General features: G+C 68.8%; 14 protein-coding genes. 5 read left to right on the forward strand and 9 right to left on the reverse strand.

The window, feature by feature from the left end:
- From I8J32_RS00910 to coaE, 4 genes are read left to right on the forward strand one after another with little or no spacing between them, the layout of a single operon-like run.
- Positions 1-1,257 (forward strand): type II secretion system F family protein, encoded by a 1,257-nt coding sequence (locus I8J32_RS00910; RefSeq protein ID WP_200614216.1) that lies wholly within the window; start codon positions 1-3, stop codon positions 1,255-1,257.
- A gap of 24 nt (positions 1,258-1,281) precedes the next feature.
- A complete protein-coding gene (locus I8J32_RS00915) occupies positions 1,282-2,145 on the forward strand; it encodes a prepilin peptidase (RefSeq protein ID WP_200614218.1) in 864 nt (287 codons plus the stop codon).
- Complete coding sequence (locus I8J32_RS00920) at positions 2,142-2,486, forward strand: hypothetical protein (protein WP_200614219.1); 345 nt, start codon at positions 2,142-2,144, stop codon at positions 2,484-2,486. Before I8J32_RS00915 ends, I8J32_RS00920 begins: the two co-directional genes overlap by 4 nt.
- 57 nt (positions 2,487-2,543) lie before the next feature.
- Positions 2,544-3,173: a dephospho-CoA kinase gene (coaE, locus tag I8J32_RS00925; protein WP_200614220.1), complete on the forward strand. Its 630-nt coding sequence runs from the start codon at positions 2,544-2,546 to the stop codon at positions 3,171-3,173.
- A gap of 91 nt (positions 3,174-3,264) precedes the next feature.
- On the opposite strand, the gene I8J32_RS00930 is transcribed toward coaE, so the two are convergent.
- The 3 genes from I8J32_RS00930 to I8J32_RS00940 all read right to left on the reverse strand — a co-directional run bounded on the left by I8J32_RS00930 (position 3,265) and on the right by I8J32_RS00940 (position 8,246).
- Complete coding sequence (locus I8J32_RS00930) at positions 3,265-4,176, reverse strand: Nudix family hydrolase (protein ID WP_245156462.1); 912 nt, start codon at positions 4,174-4,176, stop codon at positions 3,265-3,267.
- A gap of 178 nt (positions 4,177-4,354) precedes the next feature.
- Complete coding sequence (gene secA / locus I8J32_RS00935) at positions 4,355-7,087, reverse strand: preprotein translocase subunit SecA (protein WP_200614221.1); 2,733 nt, start codon at positions 7,085-7,087, stop codon at positions 4,355-4,357.
- A 241-nt stretch (positions 7,088-7,328) separates the two neighbouring features.
- Positions 7,329-8,246, reverse strand: coding sequence for a M23 family metallopeptidase (locus tag I8J32_RS00940; protein ID WP_200614222.1), 918 nt, complete (start codon positions 8,244-8,246; stop codon positions 7,329-7,331).
- A 20-nt stretch (positions 8,247-8,266) separates the two neighbouring features.
- Between I8J32_RS00940 and I8J32_RS00945 the strand changes: the two genes are divergently transcribed.
- Positions 8,267-8,719, forward strand: a complete 453-nt coding sequence (locus I8J32_RS00945; RefSeq protein WP_200614223.1) for a DUF721 domain-containing protein — start codon at positions 8,267-8,269, stop codon at positions 8,717-8,719.
- Between the two features lie 352 nt (positions 8,720-9,071).
- Here I8J32_RS00945 and lpxC read toward each other — a convergent pair whose 3' ends face one another.
- From lpxC to murC, 6 genes are all read right to left on the reverse strand, one after another.
- The gene (lpxC, locus tag I8J32_RS00950) at positions 9,072-9,983 is read right to left on the reverse strand and encodes a UDP-3-O-acyl-N-acetylglucosamine deacetylase (RefSeq protein ID WP_200614224.1); all 912 of its coding nucleotides are present in this window, start codon (positions 9,981-9,983) and stop codon (positions 9,072-9,074) included.
- A gap of 356 nt (positions 9,984-10,339) precedes the next feature.
- Complete coding sequence (ftsZ, locus tag I8J32_RS00955; protein WP_200614225.1) at positions 10,340-11,587, reverse strand: cell division protein FtsZ; 1,248 nt, start codon at positions 11,585-11,587, stop codon at positions 10,340-10,342.
- A gap of 94 nt (positions 11,588-11,681) precedes the next feature.
- Positions 11,682-12,917 carry a cell division protein FtsA gene (gene ftsA / locus I8J32_RS00960; protein ID WP_200614226.1) on the reverse strand — a complete coding sequence of 412 codons (1,236 nt, stop codon included), beginning with the start codon at positions 12,915-12,917 and terminating at the stop codon, positions 11,682-11,684.
- Complete coding sequence (locus tag I8J32_RS00965) at positions 12,914-13,777, reverse strand: cell division protein FtsQ/DivIB (RefSeq protein ID WP_207526716.1); 864 nt, start codon at positions 13,775-13,777, stop codon at positions 12,914-12,916. The genes ftsA and I8J32_RS00965 overlap by 4 nt, the downstream gene beginning before the upstream one ends.
- On the reverse strand, positions 13,777-14,757 hold the full coding sequence (locus I8J32_RS00970) for a D-alanine--D-alanine ligase (protein WP_284691302.1): 981 nt from the start codon (positions 14,755-14,757) through the stop codon (positions 13,777-13,779). Before I8J32_RS00970 ends, I8J32_RS00965 begins: the two co-directional genes overlap by 1 nt.
- Before the next feature lie 47 nt (positions 14,758-14,804).
- Complete coding sequence (gene murC, locus I8J32_RS00975) at positions 14,805-16,232, reverse strand: UDP-N-acetylmuramate--L-alanine ligase (RefSeq protein WP_200614488.1); 1,428 nt, start codon at positions 16,230-16,232, stop codon at positions 14,805-14,807.
- Between the last annotated feature and the right edge of the window lie 68 nt (positions 16,233-16,300).

Raw genomic sequence — 16,300 nt, forward strand, 5'->3', positions numbered from 1 at the left:
ATGTCCGCATCCCGCACCGCCGCCAAGCCCGCTGCCACACGATCGCGAGAAGCGCTCACCCAGTTTGTCTGGGTGGGCAAGGACAAGCGCGGCGTCGTCATGAAGGGAGAACAGTCGGCCAAGAGCGCCAACATGGTGCGGGCCGAACTGCGCCGCCAGGGGATCACCCCGGGCTCGGTCAAGGCCAAGCCCAAGCCGTTGTTCGGCACCGGCGGCGGCTCGATCAAGGCCAAGGACATCGCCGTGTTCAGCCGCCAGATCGCCACGATGATGAAGTCGGGCGTGCCGATCGTGAACGCGCTGGAGATCATCGGCAATGGTCAGAAGAACCAGAAGATGAAGACCATGATCGAGGCCCTGCACACGGACATCGCAGGCGGCTCCTCGATCTACGAGGCCATGAGCAAGCACCCGGTGCAGTTCGACGAGCTGTATCGCAACCTGGTGAAGGCGGGTGAAGCCGCCGGTGTACTCGAGACCGTGCTGGAAACGGTCGCGACGTACAAGGAAAACATGGAAACCCTCAAGGGCAAGATCAAGAAGGCCCTGTTCTACCCCGCGACGATCATCGCCGTGGCCATCCTGGTCTGCGGCATCCTGCTGGTGTTCGTGGTCCCGCAGTTCCGCGAAGCGTTCAAGAGCTACGGCGCCGACCTGCCGGCCTTCACCGAACTGGTGTTCGGCATATCCGAATTCGCGGTCCGATGGTGGTGGGCGATCCTGTTCGTGGCGATCGGCGCGATCGGCGGCTTCATCTTCGCGATGAAGCGCTCGCCGGCGCTGGCGCATACGGTCGACAAGATGATGCTGAAGCTGCCCATCCTCGGGCAGGTCCTGCACAACGCCTCGATCGCCCGCTTCGCGCGCACCCTGGCCGTCACCTTCGCCGCGGGCGTGCCGCTGGTGGAAGCCCTCGACACCGTGGCCGGCGCCACCGGCAACACGGTCTACGAGCAGGCCGTGCACCGCATGAAGAACGACGTGGCGGTGGGTTATCCGGTCCACGTGTCGATGAGCCAGGTCAACCTGTTCCCGCACATGGTCGTGCAGATGACGGCGATCGGCGAAGAGGCCGGCGCCCTGGACACGATGCTGTTCAAGGTCGCCGAGTTCTACGAGCAGGAAGTCAACAACGCGGTCGACGCACTGTCGAGCCTGATCGAGCCCATGGTGATGGTGGTGATCGGCACGATGGTCGGCGCCCTCGTCATCGCGATGTACCTGCCGATCTTCAAGCTGGCCATGACGGTCGGCTGATCCTCGCGAGCACAAGACCCCTCAATGGCATTTCTCGACCAGAACCCCGCCATCGGCTTTCCGCTGGTGGCGGGCTTGGGGCTGCTGGTCGGCAGCTTCCTCAACGTGGTGATCCTGCGCCTGCCCCGCCGGCTGGAATGGCAGTGGAAGCGCGACGCGCACGAAGTGCTGGAGTCGCCGGACCTCTACGATCCGCCGCCGCCGGGCATCGTCGTGGAGCGCTCGCACTGTCCGCACTGCAAGCACCAGCTCAGCTGGTACGAGAACATCCCCGTCTTCAGCTGGCTGGCGCTTCGCGGCAAGTGCCGCCACTGCAAGGCGCCGATCTCGCCGCAGTACCCGCTGGTCGAACTGCTGACGTCCGTGCTCTTCGTGGCCTGCGTGTGGCGCTTCGGCTTCGGCTGGCAGGGCTTCGGCGCGATGGTGTTCACCGGCTTCCTGATCTCGATGGCGGGCATCGACCTGCGCACGCAGTACCTGCCCGACTCGCTCACGCTGCCATTGATGTGGCTGGGCCTGATAGCGGCCAGCGACAACCTCTACATTTCGGCCAAGCCCGCGCTCCTGGGCGCCGTGGCCGGCTACGTGAGCCTGTGGTCCGTGTGGTGGGTGTTCAAGCAGCTCACCGGCAAGGAAGGCATGGGCCACGGCGACTTCAAGCTGCTGGCCGCGATCGGCGCATGGACCGGGCTCAAGGGCGTGCTGCCGACGATCCTGCTGTCCTCCGTCGTCGGCGCCATCATCGGCTCGGCCTGGCTGCTGGCCAAGGGCCGCGACCGCAGCACGCAGATCCCCTTCGGCCCCTATCTGGCGGTGGCGGGCTTCATCGTCTTCTTCTGGGGCGAGAAGATGCTGGACGCCTACATGCGGATGTCCGGCCTGAAGTGAGCCGGCTCCCGCGCGCCTTGCGCTGGATCGCCTGCACGAGCCTGTTGGCGGTGGCCTTGGCCGCGATCACGGGCCACCTGCTCGCCCGCCGCGCGATGCCGGACGCGATCGCGGACATGCGCCGGCAGGTGGCCGCCGACCAGGTGTTCGGACAGTTTTTCCGCGACGACGGCATCGTCCGCCAGCGCCCGACCTTCACCGCGCGCGTCGAAAATCCCTTCGTGGTGGTCGTGAGCTGCTGGGTGCCGACCGGATTGCACGCCACGATCCTGCAGAACCGCTACGTCGTGATGCCGGGGGGCCTGCGCCGGCAGGAACTGCCGCCGGTCCACCTGCGCTAGCCGGCGGGCGCGCGGCGGCATTGGTACGCTACGGGCCCGACCCGCGACAACTCCCCCATGAGCGACTACATCGTGGCCATCACCGGCGGCGTGGCCTCCGGCAAGAGCGAAGTAAGCCGCCGTTTCCAGGCGCTGGGCGTGGCGGTGGCGGACGCGGACATCGCGGCGCGCACCGTCGTCGAGCCGGGCACGGCCGGGCTGGCGGAAATCGTGGCCACCTTCGGCGGCGGCGTGCTCGATGCGCATGGCCGGCTGGACCGTGCGGCGATGCGGCGACGCGTGTTCGACGACACCACCGCCCGCCAGGCACTGGAGGCCATCATCCATCCGCGGGTGCGCGCGCAGCTGCAGGAGGAATGCCGCGACGCGGCCGGTGCGTATGCGATGGTCGCCGTCCCGCTGCTGACCGAGGTCGGCGGACGCGAGGCCTATCCCTGGGTGCAGCGGATCCTGGTCGTCGACGTACCGGTCGAAGTCCAGCATGCGCGTCTGATGCTGCGCGACGGCGCCGACCGGGCGCTGGCCGACCGCATGATCGCGGCGCAGGCCACCCGCGAACAGCGCCTGGCGATCGCGGACGACGTCCTGGTCAACGACGGCGCCCTGGACCAACTGGCGCCGCACATCGAGGCGCTCGACCGGCGTTATCGGGCGCTGGCGTCGGCGCTGGATATCCAGACCGCGTAAGACACCGCAGGGGCCCGCCTTCCGGCTGCGCCAACGCAGTGGCGAATGCCGCCTGCGTCGGCAGCCGCTCGCGTGGACGGCGTGGGCGCCCTCAGTCCGCGGGCCAGAACGCGCGGATGGCGGCGATCCCCTGCCCGCCGTGGTGCCGGGCCGTGGCGAAGTCATCAGGGCCCAGGCCGCCAATGGCGTACAGCGGCAGGCTGACCTGCTCGCGCAGGGACTCGAAGCCGGACCAGCCCAACACCGGCCCCTGCGGATGCGAAGGCGTCGGCGCCACGGTGCCGAGCACGGCGAAATCGCAGCCCAGCGCCTGGGCGGCGGCCAAGTCGTCCGCGTCATGGCAGGAGGCGGCGACGGGCAGGTCGGCCGCCAGCGGGCGGGTCCGCAATTGCGACAGCTGCGCCGCGCGCAGGTGCACGCCGACGCCCAGCTGCCGGGCCAGCTCCGGATCGGCATTGACCAGCACCTGGGCGCCGGCACGGTCGGCCAGCGCGGCGGCCTGGGAGGCGAGCCGGCGCCAGCGGTCGGGGGCGCAGTCTGGCGCGCGCAGCTGCACGCGGCGGATGCCGCCGTCCAGGGCACGTTCGAAGGCCGACAACCACGCCGTGTCGTCGTCGCCCGGCGACGGCGTGACCAGGTAATACGCGGGCTGGGTCAGCGCGGCCACGACGGGGATGTCGGCCGGCGGCATCGGATAGTCGGCGAGCTTGTGCACCGGGACCCAGGCCAGCGCCTGGCCTTCCAGGCCACGCAACGGCCCCTTCCAGGCCCGGATGGCGTAGACATCCAGCCGCAGCCGCTTGTGCGGATAGGCCTGCGGCACGCGGATGAGGGCGTCGCCGACCTCCGCCTCGATGCCCAGTTCCTCGCGCAACTCGCGGCGCAGCGCGGCCGCGGGTGTTTCTTCGGGTTCGTGTTTGCCGCCCGGGAATTCCCACAGGCCGGCCAGGTCGCGGCCCTGCGTGCGCCGCGCCAGCAGGATGCGGCCGCGGGCATCGCGGATGACGCCGGCGACGACTTCGACGGGCGCGCCCGCTGCCGGGTCGGGCCCGGGAGACGGCGGGCCCGTCGGGGGTTCGGGATCGTGGCCCGGAGGGCGGGCCGGGTCGCGGGTGGGTCCGCGGGCCGGTTCGCGTTGTCCGCCCCCGATGCTCACGGACCCTGCAGCTCCCGCCGCGCTGTCAGGCCAGCTGGCCGTGGCAGTGCTTGTACTTCTTGCCGCTGCCGCAGGGGCACGGGTCGTTGCGGCCGATGTTGGCGAAGGCGGCGTTGGCCACGGCGGCCTCCTGCTGCTGCGCTTCCTCGTCGGCGCCATAGCCGCCCATGTCGGGATGCTGGAACTGCATCTGGCGGGCCTGGGCCTCCAGCTGCGCGCGCTCCTGCGCCTCGAGCTCGGCGATTTCCTGCTCGCTGCGGATGCGCACGCGCGCCAGCAGGGTGACGACCTCGCGCTTCACCTTCTCCAGCATGTCGGAGAACAGCTCGAACGCTTCCTTCTTGTATTCCTGCTTGGGCTGCTTCTGCGCGTAGCCACGCAGGTGGATGCCCTGGCGCAGGTAATCCATGCGGGCCAGGTGCTCCTTCCAGTTCTGGTCGAGCACGTTGAGCATGATGTGCTTTTCCAGCATGCGCGTGGTCTCGCTACCAAGCTGCTCCTCGCGCTGGGCGAAGTGCTGCGAGATCGCGTCCTGGACGCGGCTGTTGATGGTTTCGGCGTCGATCTCGCTCGCTTCCTGCACCATCTGCACCACCGGGACCTGCACCCCGAACTCCTCGTCGATCGTGGCTTCCAGACCCGGCAGGTCCCACTGCTCGTCCACCGAATTGGGCGGCACGAAGCGCGCGACGATGTCGGCCACGACGTCGCCGCGGATGCCCTCGATGTTCTCCTGCACGCTGGTGGCTTCCAGCAGCTCGTCGCGCTGGCCGTAGATCACCTTGCGCTGGTCGTTGTTGACGTCGTCGAAGTCGAGCAGGTTCTTGCGGATGTCGAAGTTGTGGGCTTCGACCTTGCGCTGCGCGCCGGCGATCTGCTTGGTCACCAGGCCGCTCTCGATGACGTCGTCCTCCTTCAGGCCCATCCGCGCCATCGCCTTCTGCACCCAGTCGGCGGCGAAGATGCGCATCAGGTTGTCTTCGAGCGACAGGTAGAAGCGCGAGGAACCCGGGTCGCCCTGGCGGCCGGAACGGCCGCGCAGCTGGTTGTCGATGCGGCGGCTCTCGTGGCGCTCGGTGCCCACGATGTGCAGGCCACCGGCGGCCTTGACCGCGTCGTGGCGCGCCTGCCATTCGGCCTTCAGGCGCTGGCGCGTGACTTCGTCGACGGGGGTGCCGCCGTTGGCGGCTTCCAGCGCCTGCAATTCGGATTCAAGCGAGCCACCGAGCACGATGTCGGTACCGCGGCCGGCCATGTTGGTGGCGATGGTCACCGCGCCCGGACGGCCCGCCTGGGCCACGATCTGTGCCTCGCGCTCGTGCTGCTTGGCGTTGAGCACTTCGTGCTTCACGCCGGCGGCCTCGAGCTGCTGGCTGAGCATCTCCGATACTTCGATCGAGGTGGTGCCCACCAGCACCGGCTGGTTGCGCGCGTGGGCGTCCTTGATCTCGGCGATGACCGCGCGGTACTTGCCATTGCGGTTGAGGAACACCGCATCGGAGTGGTCCTTGCGGACCATCGGGCGATGGGTCGGGATCACGATGACTTCCAGGCCGTAGATGCTCTGGAATTCGTAGGCTTCCGTATCGGCCGTGCCGGTCATGCCGGACAGCTTCTTGTACATGCGGAACAGGTTCTGGAAGGTGATGCTCGCCAGGGTCTGGTTCTCGCGCTGGACGGGCACGCCCTCCTTCGCCTCGACCGCCTGGTGCAGGCCGTCGGACCAGCGGCGGCCGGCCAGGGTGCGGCCGGTGAATTCATCGACGATGATCACCTCGCCGTCGCGCACGATGTAATCGACGTCGCGCTGGTAGATCGCGTGCGCGCGCAGCGCCGCATTGAGGTGGTGCACGACGCTGAGGTTCTGCGCGCCGTAGAGGCTGTCCTCTTCACCCTGCAGGATGCCGGCGCGGCGCAGCAGGCCCTCGGCGTGTTCCTGGCCGGTCTCGGACAGGTGCACCTGCTTGCCCTTCTCGTCGACCCAGTAGTCGCCTTCGCCATCTTCCTGCTTCTGGGCCACCAGCTGCGGGACGATGCGGTTGACCTTGATGTACAGCTCGGGCGATTCGTCGGCCGGGCCGGAGATGATCAGCGGCGTGCGCGCTTCGTCGATCAGGATCGAGTCGACCTCGTCGACGATGGCGTAGTGCAGGCCGCGCTGGAAACGGTCTTCCTTCGACAGCGCCATGTTGTCGCGCAGGTAGTCGAAGCCGAATTCGTTGTTGGTGCCGTAGGTGATGTCGGCGCTGTAGGCCGCATGCTTGTCGCTGTGCGGCATGCCCGGGTAGACCACGCCGACCGACAGGCCCAGCCAGTTGTACAGGCGGCCCATCCAGGCCGAGTCGCGACGCGCCAGGTAGTCGTTGACGGTAACGACGTGGACGCCCTTGCCTTCCAATGCGTTGAGGTACACCGGCAGCGTGGCGACCAGGGTCTTGCCTTCGCCCGTGCGCATCTCCGCGATCTTGCCCAGGTGCAGCACCATGCCGCCGATCAGCTGGACGTCGTAGTGGCGCATGCCCAGGACGCGACGGCTGGCCTCGCGGCAGACGGCGAAGGCTTCGGGCAGCAGCTTGTCCAATGCCTCGCCGGCCTGGATCCGCTGCTGGAATTCCGGAGTCTTGGCCTGGAGCTGTTCGTCGCTCAGCTTTTCCAGTTCCGGCTCGAGGGCGTTGATCTTGCTGACCGAACGTTGCAGTTGGCGCAGCAGGCGTTCGTTACGGCTACCGAAGACGCGGGTGAGCAGGCTGTTGAGCATGGTTGGGCTTGTTCTTCTGGGGGGCGCACCGGAAGGACCGGCGGCTCGGAAAAATGAAAAAAGGGCGCGGGGCGCCCTTTTGGCAACACGCGATTGTAGCTTGTTGGGGCTGGGCGGGCGCCTATCAAGTCCGGTGCCGGGCGCCACGCCCCTCCCCGGACGGTCCGCCGGACGCCGCAAACAAAAACGGCGCGATCCGCATCGCGCCGTTTTCGTGGAGGGCCCGCAGGACCCGGCCGGTTCAGCCGTGCGCCAGGGGCGACTGCTGGCTGAGGAACTTCTTCGGGTTCACGTAATGACCGTTTTCCCACACTTCGAAGTGGACGTGGGCGCCGGTCGAGCGGCCGGTGGACCCGGCCTTGGCGATTTCCTGGCCGGCGCGGATCAGCTCGCCGACCTTGCGCACCAGGCGCGAATTGTGGGCGTAACGGGTCACGTAGCCGTTGCCGTGGTCGACCTCGACCACGTTGCCGTAGCCCGAACGGACGCCGGCGAAGCTGACTACGCCGTCGGCCACGGACAGGACCGGGTCGCCGACATCGGCTTCGAAGTCGATGCCCTTGTGGAACTGGCTGCCGCCCTGGATCGGGTCGGCGCGGCCGCCGAAGCCGGACGTGATGTAGCTGTTGGCGATCGGCTCGCGCGAGGGAACCGAGTTCATGTCCAGCTGACGGTTGAACAGGAGCGACTCGAGCACCGACAGCTGGTCGCCGGACTGGACGAACTGGCGGTTGAGGTTGTGCAGGCCTTCGCGCAGCTCCGGGGTGGAGATGTCGCGGACCGGGCCTTCGCCGCCGACGCCGACGGGCTTTTCAAAGTTGAACTCGCCGTCCTGGAGCTGGCCGATACGGGTCAGGCGCTCGCCCAGGGCGTTGAGGCGGTTGGCCTCGGCCTGCAGCTCGCCCAGGCGGGCGGCCAGTGCATTGACTTCGCGCTGGGACTCGCGACGCACGGCCGCCAGTTGCGCTTCCTGATTGCCCAGCTCGCTACGCAGACTGGCGGTGCCGACCAGGCCGGCCGCGCCGCCGCCGACGAAACCCACGCCGATCAGGCCGGCGATCACCAGCGCCGGGCGGCGGGCGCCCAGGGTGGTGACGGCGTCGAGCAGTCGGGCCAGGGGCTTCTTGCGGAATTTGTTTACGATGAGAGGGTGGGTCATTTGTTTCCAGTGTCTATTGAATGTCCGAGCCTAAAAATCCACGTCGCCCCAGTAGTCCGCAGGCCGCGCTCGATGCGCTGCTGGCGGAACCTGCTGGCGACCCGATCCGTAGAGCGCTGTGGCTCGACGGGCTGGACCATCAGTTGCGTCCCCTCCTGCCGCCGACACTGGCCGCGCATGCGCGATTGGCCAACTTCGAAAACGGCAGGCTCGTGTTTTTGGTCGATGGACCGGTATGGCGGGCCAAACTGCGACTCGCGGCTCCGGAACTTCTCGACCGGGCCCGATCCTTCGGGCTTGCTGCTACCGAGCTCGTGGTGAAGACGTCCGCGAACCCGTTGGCCGGCAGTGCCTCGCCTTCCCCGGCGAGCCGCGCTGTCAAACCGATGTCCACTGCGTCACAGGAAGCGCTGAAAGCCGCCCTGGCATCGCTCAAGTCCCCCACTCCGTCAGGGAACGATGTTGCCGAGTGACCGGATTTCCCGACGGCCTGCGTTTTAGGGGAGGCCGCCGATTCTTCCGACGGGGGGCATCCTAACGGCGCAATCCCATGATTTTGTTAAGAAATGGGAAGCCAATTGGCGTTTTGGCGTTAGGAATCCGTTAAATCTCCACGCGGTGTTCATCTCTGTGACACCGGTCCCGCTGGGGGTTTTCCTCTATGGCCGCTTCGACAGGTGTCCAACCCCCTCCGCGACCCCGGATTGCTGCGGTGCGGGGTGAGTCGGGCGCAGCCGGCCTTCAGGCAGGCAGAGGGCCCGCCTCGGCGCGGGCCGGGGACATGAACAAGAATGACGGTGGCCCGGATCCCGGGCCGGGGGCGGCTCAGACCGGCAGCGGAGAGCCGTAGGCCACCGGCGACACGCGGGATTCGTCGGGGAAGGTCACTTCTTCCCAGGCCGAACGCTCGGCGAGCAGGGCACGGACCAGCTTGTTGTTGAGGGCGTGGCCCGACTTGTAACCCTCGTAGGCGCCGATGATCGGGTGGCCGGCCAGGTAGAGGTCGCCGACCGCGTCGAGGATCTTGTGGCGCACGAACTCGTCGGCGTAGCGCAGGCCGTCGTCATTCAGGACGCGGAACTCGTCCAGCACGATGGCGTTGTCCATCGAGCCGCCCAAGCCCAGGTTGCGCTCGCGCATGTACTCCAGGTCGCGCATGAAGCCGAAGGTGCGGGCGCGGCTGACTTCCTTGACATAGGAGGCGGTGGAGAATTCGACTTCGGCCCGCGACTGGGAGGTCGGGATGGCCGGATGGTCGAAGACCACGGTGAAACCGATCCGGAACCCCTCGTGCGGTTCGAAGCGGGCCACCTTGTCGCCGTCGCGCACCTCCACCGGACGGCGGATGCGGATGAAGCGCTTGGGCGCTTCCTGCTCGCGGATGCCCGCGGACTGCAGGAGGAAGACGAAGGGACCGGCGGAGCCGTCCATGATCGGCACTTCCTGCGCCGACAGATCGATGTAGCAGTTGTCCACGCCCAGGCCGGCCAGGGCGGACAGCAGGTGTTCGACGGTCATGACCTTGCCGGTGCCGACGCTCAGGCCGGTGCACAGGATGGTCTCGGTGACCAGGTCGGCGCGTGCGGGAATCTCGACGACCGGGTCCAGGTCGATGCGGCGGAACACGATGCCCGCATCTTCGGGCGCCGGGCGCAGGGTGAGAAACACCTTGTCGCCACTGTGCAGGCCGACGCCGGTGGCGCGGATCACATTCTTGAGAGTGCGCTGGCGGAGCATCGGTGCGGTTTCAGTCCTTGGTCAGCCCTTCAGGCCGGGGGAAAAGGACAACTGGCAGCCGTACGGGGCGGCAAGGTTAACACGCAGGTCGCTGAACCTTAACGAAAACCACCGGGCGGTGCGACCCGTTTCCGCGGACCTGTCACATTTTTCCGGCCTGCCGCGGGAGGGCGGCGTGAAAACACCGGTCGGCAGCACGCCGACCGGCCAAATACCCGCGGGCGAAAAAGCCCGGGGCCTAGGGTCCAGACGGCCGGGGGACGAATCCGGCCGCAGGGTGTCGCGGGGCGCCGGCGGGCCGGAGCCCGCCGGTACCTGCGGAGCGGGCCAACGGCCCCCTCCACGATGGCGCCGGATCAGTCCGCCTGGCGGCGCAGGAATGCCGGGATGTCCAGGTAGCTGTTGTCGCCGCCGAAGTCGGCCACGGCCGGGGCCGCGGACGGTTCGCTCACCCGCGCGCTGCCGCGCAGGCTGCCGCCGAAGCTGGGCATGACCGGCTGGGCGTCGACGCGGTCCAGCGCCGAGAACTCCGGCTGTCCGGTGGTGGCGTTGCGCACGAGCTGGATCGGCGCGCGCTGGTACTCGCGCTCGTTGCCGACCAGCCCCGCGCGCTCGCCGGTGCGGACCGGCTGGCGGGACACGGCGCGGTTCAGGCCGGTCGCGACCACGGTCACCTTGACCTCGTCCTGCATGTCCGGATCCAGCACCGTGCCGATGACGACGGTCGCGTCCTCGGAGGCGAAGCCCTCGATCGTGCGGCCGACCTCGTCGAATTCGGCCATGGTGAAGTCCGGGCCGGCGGTGATGTTGACCAGGATGCCGTTGGCGCCCGACAGGTTGACGTCGTCCAGCAGCGGGTTCTGGATGGCCGATTCAGCCGCGGCCTGTGCGCGGTCGTCGCCGCGCGCCGAGCCGGTGCCCATCATCGCCAGGCCCATCTCGCTCATCACGGTGCGCACGTCGGCGAAGTCGACGTTGATCAGGCCGGGGCGGACGATCAGGTCGGCGATGCCCTGCACGGCGCCCAGCAGGACGTCGTTGGCGGCGCGGAAGGCCTGGATCATCGTGGCGTTGCGGCCGAGCACGGTGATCAGCTTCTCGTTGGGGATGGTGATCAGCGAATCGCAGTGGTGGCTGAGTTCCTCGATGCCCTTGAGCGCCACCTGCATGCGGCGGCGGCCCTCGAACGGGAACGGCTTGGTGACCACGGCCACGGTCAGGATGCCCATCTCCTTGGCCAGCTGCGCCACCACCGGCGCCGCGCCGGTACCGGTGCCGCCGCCCATGCCGGCGGTGATGAAGACCATGTCGGCGCCCTGCAGGGCGTCCATGATGCGTTCGCGGTCTTCCAGCGCGGCCTGGCGGCCCACCTCCGGATTCGCGCCCGCACCCAGGCCCTTGGTGACGTTGCAGCCCAGCTGCAGCTGCAGTTTCGCGCCGCAGTTCTTGATCGCCTGCGCGTCGGTATTGGCGGTGATGAATTCCACGCCGTCGACGCTGCCGTTGACCATGTGCGCCACCGCGTTGCCGCCGCCGCCGCCGACGCCGACGACCTTGATCACCGCGTTCGGGGCCATCTTCTCGAGTAGTTCAAAGTGCGCCATGTCCTCGTCCTCTTGTTATGTGGTGCTTATGGGTAATCGGGTGTTGCGTGCTGCCATTGCGTGGTGCGTGGTGCTGTTGCGTGCTGCATGAAAACTAGAATTCGCCGCGGTACCAGCTCTTCAGGCGATTGAAGAGACTGCCCGCGCGGCCCGCGGAGATCGTCGGCCGGCGCGGATTCTCGATCTGGCTGCCCATCAGCAGCAGGCCCACGCCGGTGGCATGCACCGGGTTGCCCACCACTTCGCCCAGGCCGGTCACGTGCTGCGGGATGCCCACGCGCACCGGCATCTGCAGCATTTCCTCGGCCAGTTCGACCACGCCTTCCATCTTGGCCGCGCCGCCGGTGAGCACCATGCCGGCGCGCACGTGCGGCTCGAAGCCGCTGCGGCGCAGTTCGGCCTGGATCATCTCGAAGATCTCCTCGTAGCGCGCCTGCACGGCCTGCGCGAGCGAGTGGCGCGGCATGCGGCGCGGCGGGCGGTCGCCGACGCTGGGCACCTGGATGGATTCCTCGGCGGTCGCCATCTGCGCCAGCGCGCAGGCGTAGCGGACCTTGATCTGCTCGGCCTCCGGCGTGGGCGTGCGCAGCATGTGCGCGATGTCCTCGGTGACCTTGTCGCCGGCGATGGGCAGGCTGGCGCTGTGCGCGATCGCGCCCTGCACGAATACCGCGATGTCGGTGGTGCCGGCGCCGATGTCGACCAGCACCACGCCCAGTTCGCGTTCGTCGCTGGTCAGCACGGCGGTGCTGGAGGCCAGCACGCTCAGCACCAGGTCGTCGACCTGCAGGCCGCAACGCTGCACGCACTTGCTGATGTTGGCCGCGGCCGACTGCGCGCAGACGACCAGGTGGGCGTGCACTTCCAGCCGCACGCCGGTCATGCCGACCGGGTTGCGGATGCCTTCCTGCGAATCGTCCAGCACGTAGTCGCGGGCGATGGCGTGCAGGATCTTCTGGTCGGCGGGAATGGCCACGGCCTTGGCCGCCTCGAGCACGCGGTCCAGGTCGGTGTAGCTGACCTCGCCGTCGCGGATCGGGGCGATGCCCTGCGAGTTGCGGCACTGGATGTGGCTGCCGGAGATGGAGGCGTAGACGGAGCGGATCTCGCAGCCGGCCATCAGCTCGGCCTCCTCGATCGCGCGCTGGATCGACTGCACGGTCGATTCGATATCGACCACCACGCCGCGCTTGAGCCCGCGGGATTCGTGCGAGCCGATGCCGATCACCTCGATGGGCGCGCCGGGCGAGTACTCACCCACCAGCGCCACCACTTTCGAGGTGCCGATGTCGAGTCCGACGATGAGCGACTTGTCGCCTTTGCGGTTCATGCAGTTTCCAGAAGCGATGCAGCGGGAGCGGTGAAGGGGGATGGCGGAAGCCGAAGGCGTGCGGTCGGAGGTGCGGGCGCGTCGTCGACCGGGGCCGGCAGCGCAGGCCGCAGCGGCGCCGACCCGTTGTCGCGGGGCGCGTCGTCGCCATCCCGCGTCTGCGGCAACGACGCCCAGACCAGTGCGAATCCATTGGTGTAACGCAGGTCCGCGCGATCGAGCCGCTGCGCGTCCTCGCTCATGAGCTGCGGCAGCAGCCGGACAAAGCGGCTCAACCGTGCCCGCGCCTGGCTGCGGCCGAGGATCACCCGCGCACCGTTGTCCAAGGTGAGCGTCCAGCTGCCGCGCGGGTCGAGTTCCACTGCGCGCACGTCCAGGCCGACCGGGGCCAGCAGCTCGCGCGACTCGTTGTAGAGCGCGACCACCTCGTCGGCGCGGGCATCGGGTGCGCGGAACGACGGCAGGCCGCGCGGTGCGGGGGTGCCCTGCTCCGGGAACAGCCGGCCGTGGGCCGACAGCAGGCGCTTGTCGCCCCAATGCGCGAAGGGCTGGTGCTCGACGATGCGCACCTCCAGCACGTCGGGCCAGCGCTTGCGCACTTCGGCAGACTCCACCCATGGCAGCCGCGCGACGGCCGTCTGCGCGGCGTCCAGGTCGACGGCGAAGAAGCCGCGGCGGGCGAACGGGGACAGCGTCTGCCGCAGCTGCGCGCCGTCGACGCGACGGAACTCGCCCGTCGCGCGCAGCCGGGTCAGCGGCCAGTGGCCCGCACCGACCCAGCCGTTGAGCACGGCCACGACCGGCAGCACGACCAGCGCCAGCGCGAGGACCCACCCGACGATGCGCAGCAGCGCGTTCACTACGCGGCGGCCTCCGTCGTCGAGGCCAGCACGGTCTGCTCGAGAATGCGCCAGCACAGCTCCTCGAACGACACGCCGACCTGGCGCGCGGCCTTGGGTACCAGCGAGTGGCTGGTCATGCCCGGCGCGGTGTTGACCTCCAGCAGGAAGAAGCGGCCCGTGCTGCGGTCGCGCATGACGTCCACACGGCCCCAGCCGCGGCAGCCGGCGGCGACGAAGGCCTCCAGCGCGACCTGGCGGATCTCGGTCTCGTCCTGGCCGCTCAGGCCGGGGCACAGGTACTGCGTGTCCTCGGCGATGTACTTGGCGTTGTAGTCGTACCACTCGCCCTTGGGCACGATCCTGATCGAGGGCAGCGCGTGGTGCATGGCGCCGTCGCCGAGCACGCCCACCGTCAGCTCGTCGCCGACGATCATCTGCTCCATCAGCATCTCGCCGGGATAGCGCGCGGCCAGGTCCATCGCCGCATCGAGGCCGGCGTCGTCGAACACGCGCGAGACGCCCACGCTGGAACCTTCGCACGAGGGCTTGAGGATCACCGGCAGGCCCAGCTCACGCGCGGCCTCGTGGACGTCGTCGCCCTTGGACAGGCGCACGTAACGCGGCGTGGGCAGGCCCAGCGACAGCCACACCTGCTTGGTGCGGATCTTGTCCATGCTCAGCGAGGAGCCCAGCACGTTGGAACCGGTATAGGGCACGCCCAGCGCTTCGAGCAGTCCCTGCAGCACGCCGTCCTCACCACCGCCCTTGTTGCCGTGCAGGATGTTGAACACACGGTCGACGCCGCCGTGGCGGATGGCGTCGATCAGCGCGGGGATGCCGTCCACCGCGAACGCGTCGACGCCGCGGCTGCGCAGCGCCTCGAGCACGTTGCGGCCCGAGTCCAGCGACACCTCGCGCTCGGAACTGGTGCCGCCCATGAGCACGGCGACGCGGCCGAACACGGCGGCGTCGCGTACGCGCGGCGGAAGCAGCGGCAGCGGGGTCGCCGAAGAGGCGGGATCCTGCGCGGAATAGTCAGGCACGTTCACTTGCGTTCTCCGGAAAAGCCGTGCGCGGCGATGTGCTGCGCGGCATGGCCGATGTCGCCCGCGCCCATCATCAGCAGCAGGTCGCCATCGGCGAGGACGTCGGGCAGCACGGCGGCCAGGTCGGCCGCGCCATTCACCACGACGGGATCGATGCGGCCGCGCGCGCGGATGGCGCGCGCCAGCGACTTGGCGTCCGCGCCGGCGATGGGGGCCTCGCCCGCGGGATAGACCTCCGTCAGCACCAGGGTGTCGACCGTGGACAGCACGGAGGCGAATTCGTCGAACAGGTCGCGGGTGCGGCTGTAGCGATGCGGCTGGAAGGCCACGACCAGGCGCTTGTCCGGCCAGCCCCCGCGCGCGGCGGCGAAGACCGCTTCCAGTTCCTTGGGATGGTGGCCGTAGTCGTCGACCAGGGTCACCATGCCGCGCGGCGCCTGCAATTGCGCCAGCAGATTGAAGCGGCGGCCGATCCCGGCGAAGTGCTCCAGCGCGTTGGCGATCGCCTGCGCCGGCACGCCCAGCTGCCAGCCCACGGCCGCCGCCGCCAGCGCGTTCTGCACGTTGTGCCGGCCGGGCAGCGCCAGCCGGATCGGGGTGCGGGTGCCGTCGGGCAGGCTCAGCATGAACATCATCCGCGCGCCCTGCTGGCTGACGTCCTCGGCGCGCACGTCGGCCTGCTCGGCGAAGCCATAGGTGATGACATGGCGCGTGGTGTTCTTCGCCAGCGCGGCGACTTCCGCGTCGTCGATGCACAGCACGGCCAGCCCGTAGAACGGCAGGTGGTGCAGGAATTCGTCGAACGCGGCCTTCACCTTGCCGAAGTCGCCGCCATAGTTTTCCAGATGGTCGGCGTCGATGTTGGTGACCACGGCCATCTGCGGATGCAGGCGCAGGAAGCTGCCGTCGCTCTCGTCGGCCTCGGCCACCAGCCAGTCGCCCTTGCCCAGGCGGGCATTGGCGCCGGCGGCGAGCAGCTGGCCGCCGATGACGAAGGTGGGGTCCAGGCCGCCTTCGGCGAGCACGCTGGCGGTGAGCGAGGTGGTCGTGGTCTTGCCGTGCGTGCCGGCCACCGCGATGCCGCGCTTGAAGCGCATCAGCTCGGCCAGCATTTCCGCGCGCGGCACGATCGGAATGCGCTGCGAGCGGGCTTCCATCAGTTCGGGGTTGTCCGGCCTGATCGCCGAGGACACGACGATGCAATCGCAGCCCAGCACGTTGGCGGCGGCATGCCCGCGCACGACCTCGATCCCCAGCGACGACAGCCGCCGGGTGACCGCGTTCTCGGCCATGTCCGAGCCGGACACCTTGTAGCCCAGCGTGCACAGCACTTCGGCGATGCCGCTCATGCCCACGCCGCCGATGCCGACGAAGTGCACGCGCGCGCCTGCACCACCCTGGGCGATCAGTTCGCCGGTGTGCTGCATGTGGTGGCGGCGGGCGGGGGTCATGGCGTGGATCCTTGCGGGCTGAGCGAGGTCTGGAGACGGGAAGC

Origin of the sequence: Lysobacter solisilvae, assembly GCF_016613535.2 — a bacterium.
Classification (GTDB): domain Bacteria; phylum Pseudomonadota; class Gammaproteobacteria; order Xanthomonadales; family Xanthomonadaceae; genus Agrilutibacter; species Agrilutibacter solisilvae.

Coding starts and splice junctions, on each gene's coding strand:
- I8J32_RS00910 (WP_200614216.1), top strand. CDS start 1: ATGTCCGCATCCCGCACCGCCGCCAAGCCCGCTGCCACACGATCGCGA.
- I8J32_RS00915 (WP_200614218.1), top strand. CDS start 1,282: ATGGCATTTCTCGACCAGAACCCCGCCATCGGCTTTCCGCTGGTGGCG.
- coaE (WP_200614220.1), top strand. CDS start 2,544: ATGAGCGACTACATCGTGGCCATCACCGGCGGCGTGGCCTCCGGCAAG.
- secA (WP_200614221.1), bottom strand. CDS start 7,087: ATGCTCAACAGCCTGCTCACCCGCGTCTTCGGTAGCCGTAACGAACGC.
- I8J32_RS00940 (WP_200614222.1), bottom strand. CDS start 8,246: ATGACCCACCCTCTCATCGTAAACAAATTCCGCAAGAAGCCCCTGGCC.
- I8J32_RS00945 (WP_200614223.1), top strand. CDS start 8,267: ATGTCCGAGCCTAAAAATCCACGTCGCCCCAGTAGTCCGCAGGCCGCG.
- lpxC (WP_200614224.1), bottom strand. CDS start 9,983: ATGCTCCGCCAGCGCACTCTCAAGAATGTGATCCGCGCCACCGGCGTC.
- ftsZ (WP_200614225.1), bottom strand. CDS start 11,587: ATGGCGCACTTTGAACTACTCGAGAAGATGGCCCCGAACGCGGTGATC.
- ftsA (WP_200614226.1), bottom strand. CDS start 12,917: ATGAACCGCAAAGGCGACAAGTCGCTCATCGTCGGACTCGACATCGGC.
- murC (WP_200614488.1), bottom strand. CDS start 16,232: ATGCAGCACACCGGCGAACTGATCGCCCAGGGTGGTGCAGGCGCGCGC.